Genomic DNA, 23,061 nt, shown 5'->3' on the forward strand with positions numbered 1-23,061 from the left:
CCGACGGATCGATCAGCTTCAACCCGACGCCAGTGGCTTGCCCGATCCAAACGCGCCCTTTTGGGTGAATTCCGAGATCCGATGCTCATCATATCCCAGCGTATCGCGCAGGACATCCTGGGTATGCTCACCGAGCAAGGGGGCGGCTACGGGATCGATCGCTCCTGTCAGGCTCATATTGATCGGAGGCTCGATGTTGGGGACCCACTCCGCCGTAGGATGCGGAATCTGGTTCAAGCGATGGCGTTCGCGAGCTTCGGGCGCATTGAACCCCTCCTCGACCGTCCGGAGATAGCCAACCGGAATATTGGCGAGCTTCATTTTCGCCATCCAGTTCTCGAGCGTGTCGCTCGCAAAGACTTCCGCGATGGCTGCCCGCAGCAGCTCCTTGTTCTCGGAGCGCGCCTTACGCGACGCGAACTGCGGATCGGTGATCAGATCAGGCCGGTTCAGCACCTCGACCACCAGCCGGCGATAGAGCCGGTCATTGGCGCAGGCCATGTAAAGTGGCCCATCCGAGGCCTCGTATACGCCGACGGTGGGTGACCCGCTCGGTGAATTGCCGAAACGTCCGGGGTTCTCGCCGTTGATCAGGTAGGCCATGCCGTAGAAGCCCGTCATGCCCATAGCGACGTCGAACAAGGCGACTTCGACATGCTGCCCGCGGCCGAGCCGATCCCGCGCCAACAGCGCCAGGAGAATGGCGTTGCAGGCGGACATCCCCGTCGCCATGTCCACGATGGGCGGGCCGGTCCGAACCGCCGGACCATCGGCAAATCCGTTGAGCGACATGAAGCCGCTCTCCGCCTGCGTAATGGGATCGAAGCCGGGCCGTGACGCAAACGGGCCCGTGCGCCCGTAGGCGGAAATCGAGCAATAGACTAGCCGCGGATTGAGTGGCGCGACAGCCTGATAGTCGAGGCCGAATTTCTTCATGACACCGCTGGAAAAATTCTCCACGACCACATCTGCCTTGCGGATCAGGTCCAGCGCGATCTCGCGGGCCTCCGGTACGGCCAGATCGAGCGCGATGCCGCGCTTGTTGCGATTCAGACTAAGATAAGCAGCGCTTTCGCCACCGATGTCAGCGTGCTCGTAGGCGCGCGTGTCGTCGCCGCCGTCCGGATTCTCGATCTTGATGACGTGGGCGCCGAAATCGGCGAGCGTCTGCGTGCAGGCTGGACCCGCCACGACGCGCGTGAAATCGACGACCAGGAGACCGTCGAGCGCGGTAGGCACGCCCGTCGCCCGTGACGGACGTTCCGGCAATTGAGGCTTGGTGGGCATCGACAGCACTCCCTTACATCGGCTTATGGTCGCCGAATTTCCTGCAAGCTCAAACTTAAAGCCCGTCGCCGCCGACTTCGCAAGTGCTTCACCCGCATCGCTTCAATACGCAAAAAGGGCCCGGCAGCCGTCAAGCTGCCGGGCCCTCAGACGTTCCGGTTGCGCGAAGCGCGCGACATCGCTCATTGGCGATTGTCACGGCGTAGAAAGCTCGTTCCACACCGCGGGAAACCCTGCTCAGCGGAGCCACTTTCGCCAATAAAGCGTGTGTGCCCAGGCCCAGGGCGCATCGGGCTCGAAGAGACGATAGCCCGCCATGATGAAGTTGTTCGCAGAGACTGGATTGTCGGTCGTATCAGAGACGATGCTGTCCCATCCGATGCGTCGTCCCCTCGCCTCGACTACCCGCATCAATCTACGCTGAAGGCCGCGTCCCCAATGTCGTTGCAGGACCCCGACCCTGGAAAAGTAGCCGCCATTTCTGACGTGCGTCGATGGAAGAACGCCGGCGAAAGCGACCGCATGATCACCGTGATAGACCAGCCACCACGCCCCCAACTCGAATTGCGGGATGGAAGCCGCATCAAGGAACGTCGACTGATGCAAATCGGACAATGTCTCGGCGATATCATCATCGGATGCATCGACAACGCGGATTTTGTACATCAGACGGCCTGTTCGCGGGGGGATGATATAAGTGCAAGTACAGCGATGCCGCCGCTGAAGGGGCTCACTTGCCGAGCACGACCTTGACGCCCAGCCAGACGGCCCCCATCAGGCCGGTAGCGATCACCGTAATCACGGCCTTGAACGTGTAGCTCTGTGCCTGCTCCACACTCTTTCGCCACCTTCGCAGATGCTGAAAATCGGCCCTCAGCTCTTTCCGGTCGTCATCCTCGATTCCAAAAGAGGCGAGCACCGATGCAACTGCTTTCATTACGATCGCATCGACGCTTTCCTGCTGAAGTCTATGCTGCTCGGCCAGCGTCTCAGCGACGATCGCTCTGATCTCTTCATCTGGCATCTTCACCGCTTGATGATCCTTGCAACATTCTCGAAGCCGCGCTTCGCGAAGTAGAAGGAGACGACGAGATTGGCGGTGATCGCGGCGAATCCTGCCAAGGCGTCCGTGGTACCGAGACCGAGAACCTTGTCCCAGACAAGGAGCTTGGCGAAATAAACCGTAACGCAATAGCCAATCAACTTATCCGGCTCGTACCAATAGCCTAGCTCCGCGGTTCTATAATGCATGACGGCTTTGATCTCTGCCGTCTGCGATGCGATCTCGCCCGCCGCGAGATCTGCAGCGATCTTGCTGTCGACATTCTCAGCTTTCAATTTTGCGCTGTAGGCATCGATCAGCGCTTTGACGACCGGACCGCCGAGGAACGAGATGAGTGTCATCCACATTGATCTTTTCTCCGAAGGGTTCGCAGGCGCGCGATGATCGTCACGACGGAGATCACCAGCATAATGCGCCCCGCTGTCTTGACGTCGCCGAAAGCCGAGCTGATCTGATCTTTGACACCGGGATCGCCCAGCGCGTCGGCCAGGTCGTCAATGATCGAGGCCAGCGCGCCGGCAAGCGCGATGCAGTAGCTCCACGCAATCGTCATGGAGTGCAGACAGGCTGCCTTGAGGCGTGCGAACATCAGGATTTGGCCCGCAGGATCGCGAGTCTTGCCTCGAGCGACTTGATCAGGGCGTCGGTCCCGGTAACGAGCCGGACGACCGGGTCTCGGCAGAACCAGCAGGTCGCAAAGCCCGCAACGAAGATAATGATGTCGAGAATCGTCTGCATGCTCATTTCCTTCCAAGGATGGCTCTGACCAAATTGACCACGAACGCGCCGATAGAGCCTCTCGCGGGGTTCGTCAGTGAAGGCTTCCTGGAATCGTCGCCGGCCGGGCTCTTTGCGATTTTCGTTCCTGCAAAGCTGATCCCCGGATCGAGCTCCATCATCGCGATCATGAGCGCCGCGCATCCCAGTTGCGGATCGACCTTGCCGGGATCGTAAACGCCGTCCCGCACGTACTTGCCGGCGCGATATTGGTTGGTGCCCGCCCAGAGATAAGGCGAAGGCACGCCGCGGGCGGCGTAACCGATGCCGTTGTATGTCTCGAGGGCCGTCAGTGCCGCGGCAATCGACCAGTCCTTGTGACGGGCGAGAAACGGCGGACATTTGACCAGCGCATCGATTGCGGCGGCTTCCCACGACGCAAATGGTCCTCGTCCGGCCGGAACGTGAACCGAGACGCGGTTCCAGGGATCGCCCTGCGCCAGCGAAGCCCTCCAATCCTGGGAGGATTCCCTCTCGTGAATGACCGCGATGGCCGTCCAGGGGACTCCCGTCTCCCGCTCGACGGCTTGGTACCGCTGCCTGGCCTTGTAGAGGCGCAAGGCAACATTGGCGGCCTCGGCTTTCCGGGTCGGTTTGGCGCCCGCCCAGCGCTTCGCATTCGCCGCAGAAAGGGCGTTCAGGTCTACCATGGGTTGACTCGGTTGGGGGTTAAAGCGATACGTTCCGACGCAAATTGGAAATACTTCGACAAATGAGTGAGCGGACTAGATTCCTTTGGCGCGCACTTCGATCCAGGTTCCGCGATCACAGGGCGGAGCTATCCGCTATCCTCAATCACGTTCGGCCTGGTGATATCGTTTGCGATGTTGGAGCGAACAAAGGCAGCTTCCTCTATTGGCTTTCTAGATGGAGTGCCCATGGTCGAGCAGTCGCGTTCGAGCCGCAGCAGGATTTGGCCGATTATCTGACAAGAATGTGTGCAGTTTTGCCGCTGCAAAACGTCACGATCGAAGCCAAGGCAGTTTTCTCCCAAACAGGACGCGGAGAGCTTTTCGTTCCAAAGGGGCACAAGCCCGGCGCTTCCCTTTCTAAAAACGGCCTATCGTACGCTACGATCGAAACCGTTCCTGTGCCCGTGGTCGCGCTAGATGACTACTTCAGCACGAATGACCGAATTTCCGTCGTGAAGATCGATGTTGAAGGCGCAGAGATTGGTGTTTTTGAAGGAGCGGAACGTATAGTTAAAAGAGACAAGCCGCTTTTGGTCTTCGAATGTGAGAGCAGGCATCTCGTAGGGCGAAGCATCAGCGATGTATTTCTTTATCTAGAAAAGCTGGGTTATCGCGGCTCTTTCATACAGCGTGGAAGAGTATTTCCTGTCTCTCAATTTCGAGAGGATGTACATCAGAGCAATGACGGCCAATGGTTTTGGAAAAAGGCCGATTACTGCTCCAACTTCATATTCAACCCTGTCAAATAATCCGCAGTAGCTTATTGGCGATAATTGTGGGTGCGACAATAGTAAAGGGTGTACTCGTGCCTCCCTGCGCCGCACCAGCGAATGTCGATGCAACCTGCGATGCTGTCGGTGCGCTTCCATTGTTGGAGGTACCAACGCCATTGCCGTTAGAGAAAGTCGAGCCTGGAGAAAGCACGCTCGCAGGGCTGATAGTTATCGCTCCGTTAGTAATCGTACCGGCGGGCGTGTAAGGCGGCAAGTTCGTGGTAACCAGCGATTTCGTTTCGCTGCCTCCATAACCGCCGAGCATTGTGGCTCCTCCCGTCGTGATGCTAGTCGCACTTAGCCGCGAAGCAGCACTTCCGCCCATATCATCCCTCCCAGCCACAACGCGCCCACGAAGGTCTGGGATGTTGAAAGTGGTAGAACCGTCCCCCGGACCATAGGTCGTCCCGAGCAAACCAAACAGAGCGGCGTAAGTTGTCCGCGAGATTGCCTGCCCGTAGGCCAGAGCGAAGGAGCTGTTCGGTGCTGATGCTCCCCAGAAGTCGATGCTTGATCCAATCGGGATGAGATATGGATTGCCGAACACATTGTGGAAATTGAACTCCGACGTTGTTGGGCTATAGATTACCGAGTAGGGAGTGCTCTGAACCAATGTGCCGGCAACTAGCTCAGTGTTGCTGATTTGCCGAAGCGGAATTGCACCCAACCCATCAACGTTGAGAGTGCACGCTCCTCCGTTAGTCGTATGCGGCACAAATGCAATGAGCTGCCCCCGAAGTTGGCTCGGATTGCCGAAGCCTTGATAGCTTGTAAGCGTATAGGCCGTACTGGTGCCGCTCGTCACGATCGCGCCAGCGGTATCGTCTCGATATTTCGCGATCGCCGCCATCATCGCGCGCGCCGAGTCGTTGACGCTGGAGGGCGGCTGTCCTTCCGCCCAGTTGATCGTCGAATCCGCCGTGGCGTCGGCGGAGGCCAGTTGGGACCATTTGTAGAGAGTCATCTTGTATCCTCGATGTGGAGAGGCGGAGTCATGGACCGCCATCGCATGGTTCGAAGGAGTCGTTGCTGCGCCGTCAATCCGGCGCCTTGGCCTCTGTGCCGCACAGCTCGATGTACTGAGCGCAGCGGCAGGACGGCGCCCGGGCCGTCAGGAGGTTGCGGATCACGCCCGCGGGGACGCCGGGGCTCTCGCTGGCGATCCTGGACACACGCGCATCGATGATGCCGTCGATTTCGGCGCGCAGCTCCGAGATTCGGTCCTCAAGCGTTGTCGTGCGCTGTTGTTTCATTGCCGCTGACCTTTTCGTCCTTCGTTTGAGCTTCGCATGCCGCCAGCTTCTGCCGGGCGGATGCAGCGTCGTTCTGCGCACGCCGGAGCGCGCGCTCGCGTTGGGCTTCATGCGACGCGAGATGAAGCTGAATGTCGTGGGGCAGCTCCGCGAAGCGCAGCTTGAACCGCTCGGGCCAGGACCGTGGAGGCGGGATAGCCGCAATCACGTTCATCGCGGTAGCCGCCGAACCACCGAGGGTCGGATCTGCAAGTCCGAGCGACACATGCATCCGCGATATGTCCTGCACCGCGGGCCAAAGCCGGTTCATGCCCAGCGACGCGCAATCGGTTACAAAGCGCGCCACGGACGCAGGGGTGGCCGGGCACGCGGTCACACCGTTGAGTTCGCACCATTTGGCGAACATCGGCGCATCGCGCAGCCGGGCCTGCGCGAGCGCCGTAAGCAATGGATGGGTCATCGCCTGGCTTTGCGCAACGCCTCGTGAAGATCGCCCATGCGCCGGCGCAGATCGACGAGCTGGACGCGCTTCCGCAGGCTGTGCGGGCTCGAGTCGATGTCACCCTGCAGTTCGGCATCGAACCTCTCAAGCGCGGTCATGCGCTTCTTCAGGCCGTAGAGCGCGAAGTTCTCCGCGATCCGCTCCGTCGACATCGGATCACCGTACAGATTTGCGCTGATCGATTCGGCGCGTTCAATGAAATTCCGGTTGTCGTCACTCATGATACGATTTCCCTTGGCAATTTCGCTTTGAACGGTTGATCAGTACGTCGGGAAGAAGATCGGCGGAGCAATCCGATGCTCCGGTCGATCAACCGGCAGCGCTGGTGGCGCGGCCTGCCCTTCCGCCCCCGCCCGGACTCCAGTCGCGGCAACCGCGTTCATTTCGTCCATTGGATAGCCAAGCGCCGGGTATGGGTTGAGCTCGTGCCGGATCCTGTGATCCGGCAGGGACCAGATGAATTTCCCCTGCTCGTTCGGACCTGGAAGAATCCCTGTCCCGTACCCCTCCGTCACGACGTACAGATCGTCGCCTCTCTGGGCGATCGAGCGAAAGACGTTGCCGGGATGGAGAACATGATCAGGCATCGTGGTGTTCACGATCGTCAATCGGTCGTCGTCCACGTGCTGCCGGATCCGACCCAAGCCCGGGATATCCAAGACCGCTCCGTCGGTGCTATTCTGGTCGCCCTGAAAGGGTATTGCGTGCCTTTTGAGCGCTTCAAACGCGGATTGGGGGTTGTTGCCCTGCCGGGTATTTCCGACCCACTGTTCCCTTTGGTAGTGGTGCGGCCCGCTCGGCACCGTGATCTGCCGGCCGCCTGAAAGGGGAATTCCATATTGTGTTGGCGATTGCATCGTGGGATCCACGCGAAATACTCCGCTTGCTTGCAATAACAATTGAACGCGCAACGTCTCGATACGCGCGAGTTCGATAATCGACGATTGGAGATCGGTTATGTAAGTGGCCCGCCGGGACCTGATGGTTGGCAATGGCAATGTGTGGCCTCGCCATCAGGCCGATCACCGCAACGACATGCGGCTAACGAACCTCAGAACGCATCACATCATGCTTGAAGGTTGAACGTGAAGATCTCGGCGAAGGCGAGCACGATTGGCCAGCTTAACCGCATGACGCGGATTCATCGACGCGCCCTTCGGGTTTGAGCCGCCTGATCAGACGACCTGTGGCGGCAACCGCGAGTGGCCCTACGAGATTGGTCGCGGCCAGGACAAGAGCCACGACGATGGGTCCATCTGCGGTTCTGGGAATGTCGTTCGGGCCGGGCCACATCAACACGACAAGGACACCGACAAACAACATATTGGCGAGCACCACGCTGACTGCGAACTTCGGCATCGGCGACAATGAGACGCCAAACAGCTCTGGCGCCACGACAAGGGTTGCTCCCAGGAAGAGACAGACGAAATGTAACAGCGATAGAGAGATGGCTGCCATCGCGAGCGAAGCGATGGATATGAGACCAAAGGTCACGAACAGGCCCACAGCCGTCAGAAGCACGAACTTGATGACAACATCGACGAGAATGATCGAAATCCACTGAGACGCCGAGAAATTCAATTCGTCCTCCTCGAGTGCCATACCGACCGGGAGTGCAGCCGACCTTATCTCCGCTGAGACGGCTTGCAACGTTCAACATAGACAACCTCAATGAGGTTCGAACAAAACAAGAACAATGTCAAGTCTCTGTGGAGCGCTGAGAACGTCTCCCTCATTCTCCGCGCGTTCTCCTCGCTTGATACAGCGCGACCGCGTCCTTGAGATCGCCCGAACTCGAAAGGCGTGCGCTCAGCGTTCGCAAATCATGCCCGTCCCGTTCACCTCGGCCCGCCGCCATTCCCGGCCGCTGCACCGGCGGCATCGGCTTTGCCGTGACGGCATCCCTCGCTTTCATCATCAGGCGGTACTTGCCGGCGTCGTACATCATGCGTTGGAACGTTGCATTGCGCATCAACGGTTCGTTGTCGAAGAGGCGCTGGAGCTCCTCCGGAGCGACGCCGCTGGCCTTGGCGGAGGACATGATCTCCTGTGCGACCGCCTGCCGGACATCCCTCGCCTCCTCCTTCAGCATGGTTTCCAGCCGGGCGTCCTCCGCTTTCGCATAGTTCTGAAAGTTACGACGCGAGGCCTCGGCCGTTCGCTGCATCTCCTCGTTCTGCCGTGCGCGCAGCTGCTCGCTGCCCGCAACAATCGCCTGGATGCGCGACAGCTTTCCAGGATCCTGCTGCGCCATTTGTGCGAGAGCGTCCGGAAGCCGCTCCGGAGCCAGCCCGGCCAATTCGGGAAACTGGCTGATAAAGCTCGCTTGTGCGATCTGCATGGCCGCATCAAGCCCATCGACATAACCCCGCCGCGCCCGCTCCACCTCGCCGACCTTTTCTTCAAGTGCGAGGCGCACCTGCGGGTGCTGCATGATCTGCTCGATATCCGGATCGAGTTCGGCAGGGCGTTTTCCTTGTCCCTCAGCCACGTTCGAAGGATCTTCGATCGCTTCATCACGCTTATCGCGACCCTCGGCCTGCTCGAAGCCGTAAAACTCGGCCGCACCGGGATCGTTGGCCGCCACTTCCGTGCGTAGCGCATCGATCCTGGCGGCAAGGGCTTCCGAGGACTCGATCTCGGCGGTCTGCCTGTCACCGGCCGCTGCGCCCGCATAATCCCGCGCAGCGCGTGCAAGGGTTACAGCCTCGTTTGCAGCGGCGGGCTTTCCTTCTGCATCCGTGTATTGCCTGACCACGATGTCGGGCTGTGTATCGGACCGCCGGTCGGCGGCATCGCGCAGCGATGCACTGTCGCTATCGATTGACTCGCATTCTACTGCCTTGTCCGGGTCCGGCATTTCCGCATAGCCTGCATTGGCCAGGTCGAAAGCGGCGCCGGTCAATTCCGTATTGGTTTGCACCGTCATGTCTAACCTCCCCATGTGCCTTTGAACGGGGTAAGCAGGCTGCTGATACCGCCTGCGATCGTCGCGAACTGATCGGCTCCGGACTTCTGCTGTGTCCCCGTCGTCGTGCCGTTACTCTGAGTTCCAAGCTGAGCGATAGGCACGCCGATCTGCGCGAGCAGGCTCAACGCCTGCACGGGAATACCGCGGCGTTGTGCCTCCGCCGCGAGAGTGGCGTTGGCGCCGTAGTTCTGGGCATCGAGCGCCGATTGCGCGGCCGTGACACCCTGGCCGCGATTGACGAGATCGCTCTGCTGCATCTGCGTCAACGCATTGGCCGTCGTGTTGCCGGCATTGTACAACGCATTCGTAGCGGCAAGCTGGTTCGCCACATCCTGGTTGTATTGCGCAGCGATGATTGGTGCCTCGGCCGCCGTGACGCCCCTGCCAAGGGCCATCAGATTGGCGCCACTGAAATCGCGGCCGGCGGCCGCGAACTGCGAGTTCACGTCATTGCCGACGTCAGACCGGATCTGTGCAAGCTGCGCTGTCAGAGCCGGATTGTTGCCGATCATGCTGCCGTTCGCGTACGGGGTCAGCAAATTGCGATAAGCTGCGAGATTGTCCTGCACATTGCCGGCCTGCGCGGTGGCGCCGCCGCCGTTCAGAAGCGACCGCGCATTACCTGAGATCTGGTCCGCGTAGGGATTGCCCGCCGCAGCGTTGTTCTTCAACGTGTCAAGCGCCGAGCTCTCCGCCGACGTCAGGCCGGTGTTGCTGAGCCCCGTATTGATCTGGCCCAGCATCGTCTGCAGCGCGGGCTGCGCGGCTGCCCAGGGTGTAGTCTGCGATTGTTGGGTCTGTGTGGAGGTGGATTGTCCGCCCATTGACGATATTCCTTCTTCTGAGCCTGGATGTGTGATTTATCGTTGCGAACGATGTACGTCGTAGGCAAGCACATCGCGTCAACGCGTCTGCGGCAAGCGCTTGTCGATGATCGCGTGAGTTTCTTCGTACCCCTTGAGAACGCGTGTCCAGCCTTTCCGTCCGAAGATCCGTGTGCATCGGCACCCCTCCGCTTCGGCGTAGGCCTCGATGCCCTGGATCAGAGATAGCCAGCGCGTCATGCCGCCACCGGCGCAGGCTGTGATGACGCAGACTTTGCCCGCCTCGGTTTGCTGGAGACTCGTCGATGCGACCGCCTCGATGGCGCGGCCATTCCAGGCAACCCAGAGCAGCGACATGCCGGCAAGAATGTCGCGCTCGATCGGCGCGAACGCCGACAACCCTGTCTTGACGACAGCCTGCTTGAGCAGAGGAGCGACCATCGACCAGATCTCGCAGACGCGCGCAGGATCGACGCAGACGAGCTGGATGTCGCGAGCCCGCTGATCCCGCCGGAAATCGGCTGTACTCGGCATTTCAGAAGGGGCGCAGCGCCGCAAGCTCGTCCGGCGTCCCCTTCAAATCGGGCCGATGTCTTGCCAGCATGTCGAGCCAGGTCCCGCGAAGAAACTGGCCGGCATCCAAGGCGCTCGAAAGATCGTTCGTGGCATTTGCTCTGCCTCCGCTTTCCACTCTCACGATCTGGTTGGTCACCGGCCCCATTACCTTCATTGCACTCGGCCGATAGGCAGCTTGCTCTTGCTGAAAGTCGTGCATTCTGCCGATCAAGCCCGCCGCAGCACCGCCGAAGGCTTGCGGATCAAGCACGATCGGCTCGCCAGTCGTCGGATCGGCCCTATTGTCCATTTGCCCCGTGATGGCCAACAGTCTGCTAAGCAAACCGCTGGCACCCGAGTACGTTTCGCTAGCAAATGCGTTACTATCGCGGAAACCCATTTCCAACTCCGTATTGGGGTCCAAAAGCTAAAAGCAAGTCCGCGGCGTCAGCGCCAGCGGGCGCTGTTGCAATGTGGGGCGATCCATCTATAGCTCGGCGCCACCACTAAAAAATGTAACGGATAAATCTGCTACCCATCGCGCTCCCCCTGATCGTTAGTTGCACGGCTGTCTTGGCCGTCGATTTCCGCTGGACTCTCGGCTACGGCCAAGGGCCCCTCGAGGCAAACATCGAGAACGGTGTTGGATCCACCTTCAGCATCTATTGTCCGGCCGGCAGCGAAAACAAGACGCCGGGCATATTCATCTCTGTCGCGCGGATCAAGCCTCAGACCAAGGAAACAGTCACCGCGCAGATTATCATCGACGGCAAGAACCACCCCTTCCTGCTCGACGGAAGCCAGTTCAAGGCAGAGGGACGCCAGAACCAATCGGATTTCAGGCAACTCGTCATGGCATTGACCACGACCAGACAGAAATCCTTCGTCGTCGAATTCCCCGAGTATCAGACCCAGGAGACGTTTTCGCTGCTCGACGTCCGAAAGACCTCGGGAACTGCGAAGAAGACCATCGTCCGGGATTGAGACGACGGGGCGTGATGCGGCATGGCATCCTAAGTCGCTTCAAGTGGAGCGATCGTCGGAGTCATCCGGTGGCACAGCCATCGAGACAGGGAAAACGAAGAACGACGTGCCAAATCCTGGAATAGCCTAAAGCTTATCGGGCGCAGTCTCACAAGTCCTCGGCTCTCCAATCGACTCCATCAATAATAATCCTTGTTCCCGGAGGTACCTCGGCCTTCGCACGCTCGTAATCGCGTATCCTTCCGAGTTTCTTGAGACACAACGCTCGTCTCAAGCGAGCGTCGTGAAGAAAGAAAGCTTCATTCACGGCCAAGGATAAGCCTCCTCCTCTGTCATGGGAGCCGGGCCCGCAACAACACGAGAGGCATCGACCATATCTTGGATGGTTTGGGGTAAATCCCTCAATGCCTTGATTTGGGCGAAGAGGCTAAACGGGGTTGGATGGTCCCAAACATCTTGAAATCGCTCCGAGAATGAACGGCGCGGGCGTTCAGGTTGATCAACATACGACATCGAATTTTCCTCACAGGATTCTGTCAACGGGCTATGGACCGCAATCCAGATCGATCGTTTGGGTCAATCTTCCACGGTCGAAGTTCGAGCGTCCCTGCACGCGCGGGGATCAGAACTTGATGTTGGTTTGGCTACGCGCGATGAACGAACACTAGGGATCTGATGACGGGGAACCTCTCACCCCACCACGGCCCACAAAAACGTCCGCCCCGCCGTCGCGGAGTTCGCATGCGTGATCGTGAACGCACCATTCGTAACCGCGCTCACATACATCGTCCCGTTGCCGGCCTCCGCCGCAGCGTTCGCTGACGCCGGCACCAGGATCGGCACCGAACCGATCGCGCAATTCGCCGTCGTCACCGTCGTGCTCGGTGCGCTCGTCACCAGCGTCACGCTGCCAACGGCATTCGACCGTCCGGCTGCGAGCTGCTGGATCGCGAGCACGATCTTCTTCAGATCTGTTTCGGTGATTCCCGGAACGTAAGCCGTCATAGCGTGCCGTTCGGTGTGAGATCCGGAACGATTCCGGCACAGAAGGACCACGACGTCGCAGCGGGAATACGAACCTTGAAGCGCGAATAGCGGGTGTCGCGACGGACGTCGCAGCGGCCGGTCCGCGCATTGACCAGGACCTCCGCACCCGGCGTTGCCACCGCTGCCGGCGTATCGCGCCAGGACACCGAGCCGAACAGCGTCGCGGCATCGGTCACCGGGCGGAAGCCGCGGATGGTGATACGGTTTTCGTCCGTGCCCTGCTCCGGACTTTCCAGCGTCGCCTCGAGGCTGGGTCCGCGGAAGAAGCCGAGCACGTGGCCGTTCGAGAACTGCGCGATCTCCGGCTGAACCGCGGTCGCATAGGCATCGAGGCTCAGTGTCAGCGCATCCAGCGACGACGAAATGCTATCGAGGTTTTCGAGCGTCAGACCGGTCTGCGAGATGCCCAGCAGATACTCGCCGGTTACCGCGACCGGAAAGAAGCGATCGAGCACGAAATCATAACCGAGCAGCTTGTCGTAGGCGCCGACCGTACCCGACACCGATTTGTAGGCCCAATAGACGCGCGTGGAGCGCGGGTCGGCGGCGCCCATGAAGAGCTGGAGATTGCCCTTGTCGAGATCGGCGAGGAAACTTCGGTCGACCTTCTCGCGCCCGATCTGTTGCGGCACGCCGCCCGGCTCGATCGTGTGAAAGCCCTGGCCGGCATAGAAGAAGATGCGCTCGCCGGCGCGGATGATCGAGTAAGGAGCGTAAAGGCCCTTGTCTTGGGTGATGCGATCGATCTGGAAAATGATCGGCGAACCCGGCACATAGGACATGCGCCGGATTGCCTGATCCTGGAAGACGATGCCGGATTCGCCGCCGGCTACGCCGCGGACGATGCCGCCGTCCGGAAAGTCCTGGAAGTCGGACGACTTGACGCCGCTGGTCCAGCTGTCCGCGGCGTTGAAATTGTTCAGCCCCGACCACTGAATCCGGTACGGCGTCGACAACAGCCCCGACAGCACCAGGAAACGTCCGACGACGCTGATATAGGCGGCAGGCGGCGGCGAACCGAGCGCATCGGCAAAAGCCGTCGAGGACGAAAGGTCGAAGATCTGCAGGACCGAATTGGCCTGCGTCGCAAAGACGAAATTCCCGGTCTGGGCGAATTGCCAATTGGCAGCGATGGAGCCGAAGGTCGGCGCCGTGTACGTCCCGCCGCCTTTCGAGACATCGACCCAACTGAAGTCCGTGTTGTTCAATCGGTAGAGTTTCGTTGCCGTCGCCGCGAACGTAATGACCGATCCATCGGATTTGAGCGCATAGAACGCACCACGGCATGGCGCTGGCAATGCCGACGAGTAGGCCGAGAAAGATGGAAACGGTCCGTAACCATCGCCGCGCGGAATGACGTTGAGAATATTGCGCGTGGCCTGGCCTTCATAGTCGCTGACGTCGGGGCGATATTCGCCATAGGAAAGAAGCGGCATTATTTGGTCGTCCAAGGTTCGGGGTCAATCAAAGCAGGCGTCCACGCATTGGACGGCTGCACATCAGCTCCCCATACATTTGCGGGAGCTGCGGCATTGCTCCAGGCTAATGGCAGCAACGTCGCTTCTGTCTGCCATGACATCGTATCGAAAGGCCGTCGGACCCAGGCCTCGTGGTCGCGGTCGTAGGTCGAATCGCTGCCCGCCCAGCTAAACGCACCGCGTCCTGAGGCAAGCGATACCAAGAACGGGAGCAACGTCGCCGACATCAAAAACGCACCTGGTGCAGCAATTTCTCGAACTGTGTTCTTCGTCGCTGCGCCAGTCACCACGAACGACCCACTGAGACACGCCTGTGCCGGTTTGAATGCCGTTGCATTTCCAACGAACGCAAAGCCCGCTGGATTCACCGGTTCCGTCACTCTGAAGCCCGCCGCGATCCCCGTTCTCAGGAAGCCCGCCGCTGTTGCCGGCTCGGATATCGCGAATGTTGCCGCTTGCCCTGCGAGAGCGACTGAGCCCCGTACCGTCAAAAGCGCGAAATTGCCGTTGCCTGGGAGTTGCGCCAGCGCCCATCGGCCAAGCGCGTCGAAGCCGAGAAGGGACATGGCTATATTCTCGCATTAGCGGTCACCAGGCCCGGGTTGTACCAGGCGCCAGATGCGACCGAGCTTTGATACGACGTGATCGAATTGGGCGTGGCAATTTGCACTGCGCCGGTCGCAACGGCCCCTGTTGGCGTTGCGCGCATCAGCACAGGTAGCGGCGTAACGCATGACAACTGCACAGCACTGCCAGTGAAATTGTAGGCTTGCGGCGACGGAATGACCTTCACCCAATAGCGCTGGCACAACAGCAGCTCCGATGCATAGTCCGGGCACTGGAACGGCGGAGCCGTCGCGCCTTCGTAAAGTCCCGCGTCGAACAGCTCGAACACGTTCCCGTTGGTCGCAAAGATGTTCGCGCCGGTGTTCTGCATCAGGTAGACGTAGACATACATCCCATTGGTGTTGTCTTGCGCCCAGGTGCCCGACGTCGCGCCGGCGAACGTCACCGCCTTGACGACGTCGGTATTGAGCTCGCCCGCGGTGACCGTGAATGACCCCGACAATGTCGTATCCGTCGCATTGTTTTGCAGCAGGCACGAATAGGCGCCGGCAACGGGTGCCTTCACGCCGACCTGCAGGGTGACGGTCTTCGCATTCACCGTCCCGAATTTCAGATCCGCGGCGCGAAGGCCTTCGATCTTCTGCTGGAGAAAACAGACGCTGCTTCCCACCGTCGCCTGCGCCGCAGTAACCGTCACGCGAATGCGATGGGTCGACCCACCAGGCGTGGGCGATGCGACCTGCGCGCAACTATATGTTCCGCCCGAAAGCGTGTTCTGAATATACCACTGATCGGCCGGGTAGTAGATGTTCGAGCCGCTCGCCGTCGTGCCGTTCTCCTGACTGATCTGCATCCCGCCATTCACGAGGTAATTCTTCTTCGTCACGCCGATGTTGGCACGCGCCTGCGCCATCTGTGTCGCGGTGAAGGCGTTCGTCTCCTCGATCGAGATCAAATCTTCCTTCACGCCGACGATCGCGACGTTGGGCGCGACGGTGAAATTGATCTTGGCGCCGGCGCCGCTCTGACCCGAGGCCGCCCCCGAGCCAGATGAATTGTAGAGCACGGTGGTGCGCGCAAACGTTCCGCTAGCAGCCGTATAGCTGCCCTCCGCGATCTCCCATTGGGTCAGGTCAGTGCTGATCGCGAGAAATTTGTATTTGCGACCATCGACGGCGCCGGCGAGCGTCGGCGACTGGCATCCGCCGACCGTGGACGCAAAGACCCAGTCGGTCGTCCCGCCGGAGGCAGGAATGAATCGGCAGTTGTTGAGAAAAGCGGCCATGTCAGGTGATCGTCAAAATGCCGTTGGTCTGGTCGAGATCGATGGTGAAGGTATTGCCGTTCGTCAGCGTGATCGCGGTGCCGTAATCCCACCAGCCGATCAGCGGCTTCGTCGACGACGTCGAATTGTAGAGCACGGCATATTGAAACGGCCCGATCGAGCCGCCCGACGCCGTCCATGCCGGATCGGTCCCGCCGACGAACTTGAACGTGCCCGTGGTCTGCGCGCCACTGATGGTGCCGACGCTGTTGCCGCCCGCGGTATAGCCGTTGCCGGCCGCGAGATCCGCGGGCGTATTGTAGACGGTATTGGTGACGACAGGCGCGGAACTGGTCAGGTAGACCTTGTACACCTGCGCCGTGCCGGTCTTCATATCGTGCAGCGCGTTCGCGACATCCTGCACGAAGCAATAGAATTTATTGAAGCTTGCCATTGTCGCCTCCTAGACGATCTGCCCTGAAACGCGCACCGTCATCGGCCCCGCGTTGAATGTCGACGTCAGTCCGAGATTGTTCAGGTCGGCGAGCGCCGACGTGAACCCCAGCCCCCAGGTCTGGATTCGCGCGTCTTCCTTGATGTATGGCGCACACTCCAGCAGCGCGGCATAGAGATAGAGATCGGGCGCCATGGTCAGCAGCCAATTGCTGCCATTCGATGCGAGTGGCGGAATGCTCTGCCGATAGACCATTTCGATCGTGTAGGCTGCGTCAGGGGTTGGTGCGAGCTCGAGCTCGTTGCCGAATACGGTGAAATAGCGGGGTCGAGCGGCAATATCGGATGTCGCGAAGCGGTATTCGTCCATCTGCGTTCCCGACTTGAATTCGAGGCACGGCTTCCCTGTCGCACTCGACAGCCGAACCCTGCGCATGGACTGGAAGTCTGACGGCAGCGAAATGAATTCCGGTTCATCCGAGCCGAGGTCGACGAGCGCCGTCGCCCGTTGCTCCATCTGCCTCACGAAGAGCTGACGGTTGAACTTTGCTTCCGCAAGCTGAATGAAGGTCGGGATCCGTGCGATCAAGGTCGCATCCTGGTCGCGCGCAAGATATTCGGTCACCGCGACTTGCAGCGACGTGTTATCGGTTATCTCAGTCATTTGAGCTCCGCTGACCAGCCCGCTTGCAGTTTCGGCCTGTCGGTTCGCAAATAGGCCCATTCGGGATCGTCGAGCTTCCGCTGGACGATCGCATCGAATTCGGGCGTGAACAGCCGCAGCGAGGTGTTACCCCTCGCATGCTCCTCGTTGAGCCATTGGACGTAGATGACGTTGGGAATACGCGCGACGTGCCGCCCCCAGTCGCCGGATTGCTCGTCCTGGCGCGCCTGCCTGTTCCATTCCAGGATCGGCGCGACGTCCTGGACATGCTCGATCGCGAGCTCCCTGCCGTTGCTATCGAGATGGGGCCTGATCAGGACGCCGTCCATCACGACATCTCCGTCACCCATAAAGTGCCGGCGGTTGCGGTAACGAGGCCATTGGTCGCGGCCTTTAGCGCGGCAATGCGCTGGCCGGGACTGACCGTGATGTATTCGACGGCGTTGGCCGGCAGATAAGGATCGGAAATCGTCGCGGTCTGTGCGCCATCGCCGATCCGGTAGTAACAACCGGAATTGGCGACCAAGCGCAGCTGGTAGGTTTCCGGCCCGAACGGGTTGGTAGCACCGACGCTGGCATCATACGCGATCGTCTGGGTCGGCCCGACGCGCGAGGAGTTTTGCTTGGAGAAGAACGGCATGTCAGGCGGCCCTCACGGAGATTGAGAAGTGCATGGGGATCGTCGCGCCGGAGGCACCCGAGGGTGTCAGCACGATCACGTCGTCCTCGTTGAGATAGGTCGGTGACGGCGGTACGGCCGAGAACAGCTGGCCTGCGGCCGATCCCGCCTGCGTCACGGTGAACGTCGACAGCGTCGCCGCATTGGCCGAGACGGTGATGGTGCCATCGGTGGTCGTGATCGCGCCGCCGAGGATGCCGGCGACTTTCAGCATACGGCAACGAAAGGGAATGCGAACATAGGCGGCGACGGGGCTCGCGCCGCAGGACGGCGTGTAGGCCGTGAGATCGGCGGTATTGAGCGTGCGATTGCCGGGAAGCGGCATCATGGTTCTCCAAAAAGATGGGGCAGCCCGAAGGCTGCCCCAAAGGGTGGACAGGGGTGGACGGATGATCCTGATCGCTCAGGAGGTGGTGTTGTCGAACACGCCGCCGGAAGCCTTCTCGTTGCGGGCCACCAGCGAATATTCGGCCAGGATCTGCCGGCGATCGGAGTCGCCGGTCTTGGCCAGCGGGATCGAGATCATGTTGCGGCCGTTGAGATAGGCTACCGCCCATTTGTCCAGCTCGAGCACCAGCACGTCGCGCGGGCGCTGGAAACGGTTGGCGACCACCTTCAGCTTGCCGAAGTCGGATTCATAGGCATCGACGGATGCGACGATCTTCTTCGACTTGGACTCCTCGATCGCTGTGGAGCGGCCGGTAAAGGTCGAGAACACCTGCTTGTTGAAGGCGCCGGTCATGATCGTGCCGGGCTTGCCGCCATTGGTCCAGATCGAGGACAGCACCGTCTTCAGGCGCACTTCGGTGAAGGCGAGCTGAGTGCCGTCCGTTCGCGTGCCGGCGCCGTCGGCGGTGGCCGGGTCCGCAGCACCGCCCGCCGTTCCCTTCGAGGTGTTGGAAACGACCCAGGAGAGGACGGAAGCGGTCTTGCGCGCGGTCGTGGTGTTGCCAACCACCTTGGCCTGGTTGGCACCGCACAGGATGGTTTCGAGGTCGCGCTTGAGCTCGAGACCCTTCAGCATCTCCTGGTACGCCAATTCGTTGTCGCGGCCCGCGTGATCGACCGCCTGCTGCGTGCCCGAGACCCGCGCGACCTTGTAGGAGATCTGGCAGAGATTGCCGAGGCGAACGGTCGGTGTGGTCGTGTTGGTGTTGGGATCGTCGCCTTCGAGCTGGGCGTTGTTGGCATCGGCGCCGGCGAGAGCCTGCGTCTGCCATTCGTGGTTGACGGCAGTCGCCTTCTCCTTGTCGACGCCGCTCATGAACGGCGTGTCGACCGGATCGATGCGATAGATCATGTCGCTGAGGTCTTCGCGGTTGCCGACCGCGGAATAGGTAACGAAAGTGGAAGTCGGTAGAGTCATCGATGTTTCCTTGTAGTGGCCATGCGGTTCCGACAGCGCAGCGATAGAGCTGCGCCTGTCCTGGAAACGGCGGCCTGGTTGGCTGGTGGTCTCAGTTCTCGTTCATGCGATGGCGCGGAAACGGCAGCTTCCGGTTCGCGGGTTCACGAGACATCTCGGCCGGGAGCCTAGGCGGGTCGCACAGGGGCGGCGTCGTTACGAGCCTGGTCGGTAGCGTTGCGCCACATCAGCGCGGCTGCACACGTGTTAAGCGCCGGATGGGCGACTTGTCTTGAGAAGGATCGTGGGCAAGCGCCCCGTATCCCGGCGGGGCAAGCGCGGCTGTGGGGACGGACGGCAGGGATGCATCCCCGGTATCGAAAACGGATGATTGCGGTCGATCGCCGTTCGGCTGTTGCTGACGCCGGATATTGTCGATGATGATCCTCCGCCGGAAGTTAAAAATCCGCTCTCGTTGGAAGATCAGTCGGGCGCTTTGCAAGCCGGCGGCAGCAAGACGTACAGGCCTTTCGAGCCGTCCGGACTGAAACGTGCAACGGTCGCAATGTCGTCGTCACGGCTCAGCTCGAGCACTTGCCGGCAAAAATCAGAGTAAGGCGCACTCTCGGCCTTCCTGAGCGGCATCGTGAACCAGATATGACCAAAATGGTCGTAGGTACGACACGACGCGCGCGCGATGGCATCGTAGCCGTCCCCCAGTTTCGATGAGTCATCTCGGTTACAGGCAAATCGCCGTTTTGCCTTCTCATCGATGGAAAGCGTCTCGTCATGCCCCAAAAACAATCCGATCAGCGCCGCAATCCCGGCAGGCTCGCTATCAGCGGTCAGGACACCAGCAGGCATCCGAGGCGACGCCAGCGAGCTGATCGGCTGCAGGACCATTGGGTCGGGCACGGGAAGATCAAGTGCTTCCAGCAGCGTCTTTGAACCGCGGAAGGTAAATCTTCCCGCCTTGCGGTTGCGCTCGAGCCAGAGAGAAAATTCGTCGAAAGAGAGCGTCGCTATTGCGTTCCCATCAACCGAAAGCAACTGGTGGAGCGGCGAATGCTTTCGATAGATCGAGAGAAGCGCCATTCGTTCCGCAACTTCGTCTGCTCGTTCCGGGATCCTCGCGTCAAGCTCGTGACTTTCGCGTGCCAGGCGGACCCTGGATGCGTGAGCGGCGCGAAAATCAATTTCGGCGATGTCTTCGTGCATGACATAGCGGACCACGCCGCCAAGACATTTCACAAGCATGGCCGGATTGGAGTGTCGAGCAGACACGGCGAAATCGCCGAAGACGTAGTCGATTTGATAGGGTCGGGACAATTCACACGGCGCGACGTCGGGAAGCCGGCGGGCATTGAGCAACAACGCATCCAGTATTTCCTGATGGATATGCTGATCGTACATCGATAGTTCGGGAGACATGGCAAGATGGATGCCGAGAATTCTCGTTTCCGCCTCTTGTGACGAGACTGGCGGGCTCGCAAGGGCGAGCGACATGCAGATTGCGCCGATGCGCGTGAAGTTTCGTATGAGCATGCTATTCGCCTCGCCAAAGCAGCCAGGAGAAGAAGCCAGGCATGAAGTAGCCTGGATAGCCAAGGATCGGATTCTGCCGATCGCGGTCGGTCGGTATCTCATTCATCTTCAATACGCCACGCCTTCAATTCATGGGATGGAAAACGAATTGGTTCACTTCGCCGTCGAGCGAGCGCCCGGTCTACGGATCGTAAATCACCCTCATGTCGAGACGCAGCCGGGCGACCATCTCGTCCACCTCGGCCTGCCCTTCCGGATAGGACTCATAGACGATCTTGGTCTTGAACAATCTCGCGAAGTATCTGGGGTGAAGAGTCCACCCGATATGATGGTAAGCATGAGTATCGGGATAGAGGGATTTAACGACCCTTCGCAGATAGCGATTGTCCGGCGGCGGCTCAAAGTGCGGGTCGACCATACGCTCCTTGTAAAACCCGGTCTGGGCCAGCAAGATCTCCCGCCATTGAGCCTCGTCAGCCGGCAAAGGCCGACAGGAGCCGCGCTGCAGGCGATAATCTCCATCTCGCGTCTTTTCCATCGCAAATTTGGCGCATGACGGAAGCGCGGGATCGCTGCTTTCATAGTCCCAGGCGACCAGGGAGCCCTTGAGCACATAGGCCCGATCGGATGCGATCAGAAGATAGTTGGCGCAGCTCGACAGACACTGGTCATACACAACGACCGTCGCGCGCCGTTCACGTAGTTCCTCGGCAAGAGCAATTGCGAACGCTATGTCGCCTCCTGCGCTTCGGACGACGAAGAGACCGCCTTCCTTCAGCTTCTTCGCCAGCGATACGTCGACATCCTTCTCGATCCGGCCGTCGAGACACAGGATCGCCTGATCGTCGCTGAGCGCAATTGGGCGGACGACAACACTACGGCAATAGTCCGCCGCGCGATGGAATGCCTCCTTGTCGAACAAGTTCTCTTGGGCGCCTGACGGACCGAAAAGGAGGAGAGTGAAAGTGCAGAACAAGAGCAGTCCTGTGAGCGAACGAAAGACCGCGCTTTTGACCTGGAACATTCTCAAGCTCTCCCGATCGAACCATCGCCTCTTACAAACCCTGTCGCGGGACGATCGCATTGGCTGGCGCGACGACAATCGACGATTTGCAGACCGGGCGTAGCTGCCGGAATCGGAGTGCCAAGCGGAACCCTGAAATCCTGGCCCGCATGAAATTTTTCCTTGCCCTTAAACGGATCGCTTCGCATGCCATAACCGGAGCCTTGGCGAAACGGGGGCCCGGGGTTGTAGGGATTATTCAGCCTCCAAGACAGCACTGCCGTGGCGGCTGATGGGGACACATACAGCCGAGGGATGCTTCGACCGGCTAGCCGGGTGAACTCCTGTCGGAACAACAGACGAAATGAATCATCGCGAAGCTCCACCGCATAACGCGCATAGAGCACGCTTGAATCGTCGTCAGGCAGCCTCGGTCGATCGATCGGACCGACGATGCCAATCAATCCCTTGCCACCGCCCGCAGCCTGCTCAACGCGCTCCTTCAGTTGCACACATCGCCAATCTGCGATGCGGCATCTCACAAGATCACCGATGCCCTGAATGTCGTCCGAGACGAGAAACAGAAACAGTGACTTCTGTTCAGCGTCAAACCACCCTGCGGTCACACCCGCATATTTTCGAATCTTGCCTCCTCCGATGCTCTTGCCCTGCGCGTCCAGGACATCGACTGTATCGGAGTAAGCCACGAAGAACTTCGAGCTGTCGGGAGACCAAACGATTTTGTAGACTCGTTGCCCAAACGTCGCGGGGACTCTGATCGTGCGCAACTCTCCAGCTTCGGCCGTCAATTGCAGCAACTGGTCCGAAGCCACGGTCTTCATGTCCGGGGAGAATGCTATGCCAATGCCCTGACGTGACGGGCCGTCGAACGTCGCCAGGATCGCGCTCTTGCCGGTCTCGAGCTCGAACTTCCTCACACGCCCGTCATCTTCCTCGGGAAAAATGATGTATTGGCCATCCGCTCCGCATTGGACCCATCTGGACCCCGTAGGAGATGGGGCGGAGATCTTCGTGCTTCCATCGTAGGCGTCGATATACTGACCATCCGTCGCGAGCAAATAACGCTCCCGATCCCCGCACCACGCGATGAACTCGCCTTTCGGCAGCGGTGTGTGCGGCAGTTTCTCGAAGGTCGGAACGACTGGAGGCTTCGCTGACGGCGCAGGCAAAGCTCCCTCGGCGAGGCAGACGGTCGTCGTAGCGAGCAACCCGAACGCAATCCAAAAGAACGAAGAACGCAGATCAACATCAACCGGCCAGAAGCGCATGCATTCACTCAATCATTGGGCGAGGCCAAAAGTACGACGACCCGCC

At 60.0% G+C, this 23,061-nt stretch carries 32 protein-coding genes; 4 read left to right on the top strand and 28 right to left on the bottom strand.

What is annotated here, in order from left to right; all coding sequences use genetic code 11:
• Positions 1-18: 18 nt before the first annotated feature.
• From AB7532_RS25605 to AB7532_RS25635, 7 genes are all read right to left on the bottom strand, one after another.
• Positions 19-1,287 (bottom strand): CaiB/BaiF CoA transferase family protein, encoded by a 1,269-nt coding sequence (locus AB7532_RS25605; protein ID WP_441237468.1) that lies wholly within the window; start codon positions 1,285-1,287, stop codon positions 19-21.
• 237 nt (positions 1,288-1,524) lie between these two features.
• Complete coding sequence (locus AB7532_RS25610; protein WP_441237469.1) at positions 1,525-1,953, bottom strand: GNAT family N-acetyltransferase; 429 nt, start codon at positions 1,951-1,953, stop codon at positions 1,525-1,527.
• A gap of 64 nt (positions 1,954-2,017) precedes the next feature.
• A complete protein-coding gene (locus AB7532_RS25615) occupies positions 2,018-2,317 on the bottom strand; it encodes a hypothetical protein (RefSeq protein ID WP_441237470.1) in 300 nt (99 codons plus the stop codon).
• Positions 2,314-2,697, bottom strand: coding sequence for a hypothetical protein (locus AB7532_RS25620; RefSeq protein WP_441237471.1), 384 nt, complete (start codon positions 2,695-2,697; stop codon positions 2,314-2,316). Before AB7532_RS25620 ends, AB7532_RS25615 begins: the two co-directional genes overlap by 4 nt.
• A complete protein-coding gene (locus AB7532_RS25625; protein WP_441237472.1) occupies positions 2,688-2,939 on the bottom strand; it encodes a hypothetical protein in 252 nt (83 codons plus the stop codon). Before AB7532_RS25625 ends, AB7532_RS25620 begins: the two co-directional genes overlap by 10 nt.
• On the bottom strand, positions 2,939-3,088 hold the full coding sequence (locus AB7532_RS25630) for a hypothetical protein (protein WP_441237473.1): 150 nt from the start codon (positions 3,086-3,088) through the stop codon (positions 2,939-2,941). Before AB7532_RS25630 ends, AB7532_RS25625 begins: the two co-directional genes overlap by 1 nt.
• Before the next feature lie 2 nt (positions 3,089-3,090).
• Entirely contained in the window at positions 3,091-3,777 is a 687-nt protein-coding gene (locus AB7532_RS25635) for a hypothetical protein (protein WP_441237474.1), read from the bottom strand.
• A 62-nt stretch (positions 3,778-3,839) separates the two neighbouring features.
• Here AB7532_RS25635 and AB7532_RS25640 point away from each other — a divergent pair, with 62 nt between their 5' ends.
• On the top strand, positions 3,840-4,568 hold the full coding sequence (locus AB7532_RS25640) for an FkbM family methyltransferase (RefSeq protein WP_441237475.1): 729 nt from the start codon (positions 3,840-3,842) through the stop codon (positions 4,566-4,568).
• On the opposite strand, the gene AB7532_RS25645 is transcribed toward AB7532_RS25640, so the two are convergent.
• The 4 genes from AB7532_RS25645 to AB7532_RS25660 all read right to left on the bottom strand — a co-directional run bounded on the left by AB7532_RS25645 (position 4,561) and on the right by AB7532_RS25660 (position 6,568).
• Complete coding sequence (locus AB7532_RS25645) at positions 4,561-5,556, bottom strand: phage tail protein (protein ID WP_441237476.1); 996 nt, start codon at positions 5,554-5,556, stop codon at positions 4,561-4,563. The genes AB7532_RS25640 and AB7532_RS25645 overlap by 8 nt on opposite strands.
• 73 nt (positions 5,557-5,629) lie before the next feature.
• Complete coding sequence (locus tag AB7532_RS25650) at positions 5,630-5,845, bottom strand: hypothetical protein (RefSeq protein WP_441237477.1); 216 nt, start codon at positions 5,843-5,845, stop codon at positions 5,630-5,632.
• The gene (locus tag AB7532_RS25655) at positions 5,817-6,305 is read right to left on the bottom strand and encodes a hypothetical protein (RefSeq protein WP_441237478.1); all 489 of its coding nucleotides are present in this window, start codon (positions 6,303-6,305) and stop codon (positions 5,817-5,819) included. Before AB7532_RS25655 ends, AB7532_RS25650 begins: the two co-directional genes overlap by 29 nt.
• Positions 6,302-6,568: a hypothetical protein gene (locus AB7532_RS25660; RefSeq protein WP_441237479.1), complete on the bottom strand. Its 267-nt coding sequence runs from the start codon at positions 6,566-6,568 to the stop codon at positions 6,302-6,304. Before AB7532_RS25660 ends, AB7532_RS25655 begins: the two co-directional genes overlap by 4 nt.
• 75 nt (positions 6,569-6,643) lie before the next feature.
• Between AB7532_RS25660 and AB7532_RS25665 the strand changes: the two genes are divergently transcribed.
• Entirely contained in the window at positions 6,644-7,171 is a 528-nt protein-coding gene (locus AB7532_RS25665) for a hypothetical protein (RefSeq protein WP_441237480.1), read from the top strand.
• Positions 7,172-7,469: 298 nt separating this feature from the next.
• On the opposite strand, the gene AB7532_RS25670 is transcribed toward AB7532_RS25665, so the two are convergent.
• The 5 genes from AB7532_RS25670 to AB7532_RS25690 form a co-directional block, all read right to left on the bottom strand.
• Positions 7,470-7,928: a hypothetical protein gene (locus tag AB7532_RS25670; RefSeq protein WP_441237481.1), complete on the bottom strand. Its 459-nt coding sequence runs from the start codon at positions 7,926-7,928 to the stop codon at positions 7,470-7,472.
• Positions 7,929-8,079: 151 nt separating this feature from the next.
• Positions 8,080-9,276 carry a hypothetical protein gene (locus tag AB7532_RS25675; RefSeq protein WP_441237482.1) on the bottom strand — a complete coding sequence of 399 codons (1,197 nt, stop codon included), beginning with the start codon at positions 9,274-9,276 and terminating at the stop codon, positions 8,080-8,082.
• A gap of 2 nt (positions 9,277-9,278) precedes the next feature.
• Positions 9,279-10,142 (bottom strand): tail fiber domain-containing protein, encoded by an 864-nt coding sequence (locus AB7532_RS25680; protein WP_441237483.1) that lies wholly within the window; start codon positions 10,140-10,142, stop codon positions 9,279-9,281.
• 78 nt (positions 10,143-10,220) lie between these two features.
• Positions 10,221-10,700, bottom strand: a complete 480-nt coding sequence (locus AB7532_RS25685; protein WP_441237484.1) for a hypothetical protein — start codon at positions 10,698-10,700, stop codon at positions 10,221-10,223.
• Entirely contained in the window at positions 10,678-11,097 is a 420-nt protein-coding gene (locus AB7532_RS25690) for a hypothetical protein (protein WP_441237485.1), read from the bottom strand. The genes AB7532_RS25685 and AB7532_RS25690 overlap by 23 nt, the downstream gene beginning before the upstream one ends.
• A 173-nt stretch (positions 11,098-11,270) precedes the next feature.
• Between AB7532_RS25690 and AB7532_RS25695 the strand changes: the two genes are divergently transcribed.
• Positions 11,271-11,681 carry a hypothetical protein gene (locus AB7532_RS25695; protein ID WP_441237486.1) on the top strand — a complete coding sequence of 137 codons (411 nt, stop codon included), beginning with the start codon at positions 11,271-11,273 and terminating at the stop codon, positions 11,679-11,681.
• A 751-nt stretch (positions 11,682-12,432) separates the two neighbouring features.
• The gene (locus AB7532_RS25700) at positions 12,433-12,678 is read left to right on the top strand and encodes a hypothetical protein (protein ID WP_441237487.1); all 246 of its coding nucleotides are present in this window, start codon (positions 12,433-12,435) and stop codon (positions 12,676-12,678) included.
• A gap of 4 nt (positions 12,679-12,682) precedes the next feature.
• Here the strand turns inward: AB7532_RS25700 and AB7532_RS25705 are convergent, their stop codons facing one another.
• From AB7532_RS25705 to AB7532_RS25760, 12 genes are all read right to left on the bottom strand, one after another.
• Complete coding sequence (locus AB7532_RS25705; RefSeq protein ID WP_441237488.1) at positions 12,683-14,164, bottom strand: hypothetical protein; 1,482 nt, start codon at positions 14,162-14,164, stop codon at positions 12,683-12,685.
• On the bottom strand, positions 14,164-14,772 hold the full coding sequence (locus tag AB7532_RS25710) for a hypothetical protein (protein WP_441237489.1): 609 nt from the start codon (positions 14,770-14,772) through the stop codon (positions 14,164-14,166). Before AB7532_RS25710 ends, AB7532_RS25705 begins: the two co-directional genes overlap by 1 nt.
• 2 nt (positions 14,773-14,774) lie before the next feature.
• Positions 14,775-16,058 carry a hypothetical protein gene (locus AB7532_RS25715; RefSeq protein ID WP_441237490.1) on the bottom strand — a complete coding sequence of 428 codons (1,284 nt, stop codon included), beginning with the start codon at positions 16,056-16,058 and terminating at the stop codon, positions 14,775-14,777.
• A 1-nt stretch (position 16,059) separates the two neighbouring features.
• Positions 16,060-16,491: a hypothetical protein gene (locus AB7532_RS25720; protein ID WP_441237491.1), complete on the bottom strand. Its 432-nt coding sequence runs from the start codon at positions 16,489-16,491 to the stop codon at positions 16,060-16,062.
• A 9-nt stretch (positions 16,492-16,500) separates the two neighbouring features.
• On the bottom strand, positions 16,501-17,154 hold the full coding sequence (locus tag AB7532_RS25725; RefSeq protein ID WP_441237492.1) for a phage adaptor protein: 654 nt from the start codon (positions 17,152-17,154) through the stop codon (positions 16,501-16,503).
• Positions 17,151-17,483 (bottom strand): hypothetical protein, encoded by a 333-nt coding sequence (locus tag AB7532_RS25730; protein WP_441239352.1) that lies wholly within the window; start codon positions 17,481-17,483, stop codon positions 17,151-17,153. The genes AB7532_RS25725 and AB7532_RS25730 overlap by 4 nt, the downstream gene beginning before the upstream one ends.
• The gene (locus AB7532_RS25735; RefSeq protein ID WP_441237493.1) at positions 17,483-17,794 is read right to left on the bottom strand and encodes a hypothetical protein; all 312 of its coding nucleotides are present in this window, start codon (positions 17,792-17,794) and stop codon (positions 17,483-17,485) included. The genes AB7532_RS25730 and AB7532_RS25735 overlap by 1 nt, the downstream gene beginning before the upstream one ends.
• 1 nt (position 17,795) lies before the next feature.
• Positions 17,796-18,161, bottom strand: a complete 366-nt coding sequence (locus tag AB7532_RS25740; RefSeq protein WP_441237494.1) for a hypothetical protein — start codon at positions 18,159-18,161, stop codon at positions 17,796-17,798.
• Between the two features lie 75 nt (positions 18,162-18,236).
• A complete protein-coding gene (locus tag AB7532_RS25745) occupies positions 18,237-19,199 on the bottom strand; it encodes a DUF5309 domain-containing protein (protein WP_441237495.1) in 963 nt (320 codons plus the stop codon).
• 462 nt (positions 19,200-19,661) lie between these two features.
• The gene (locus AB7532_RS25750; protein ID WP_441237496.1) at positions 19,662-20,723 is read right to left on the bottom strand and encodes a hypothetical protein; all 1,062 of its coding nucleotides are present in this window, start codon (positions 20,721-20,723) and stop codon (positions 19,662-19,664) included.
• 181 nt (positions 20,724-20,904) lie between these two features.
• Positions 20,905-21,747, bottom strand: coding sequence for a hypothetical protein (locus AB7532_RS25755; protein WP_441237497.1), 843 nt, complete (start codon positions 21,745-21,747; stop codon positions 20,905-20,907).
• Positions 21,748-21,749: 2 nt separating this feature from the next.
• Positions 21,750-23,015: a hypothetical protein gene (locus tag AB7532_RS25760; RefSeq protein WP_441237498.1), complete on the bottom strand. Its 1,266-nt coding sequence runs from the start codon at positions 23,013-23,015 to the stop codon at positions 21,750-21,752.
• Positions 23,016-23,061: the final 46 nt, after the last annotated feature.

It is taken from the genome of Bradyrhizobium sp. 930_D9_N1_4 (assembly GCF_052076015.1).
Classification (GTDB): Bacteria; Pseudomonadota; Alphaproteobacteria; order Rhizobiales; family Xanthobacteraceae; genus Bradyrhizobium.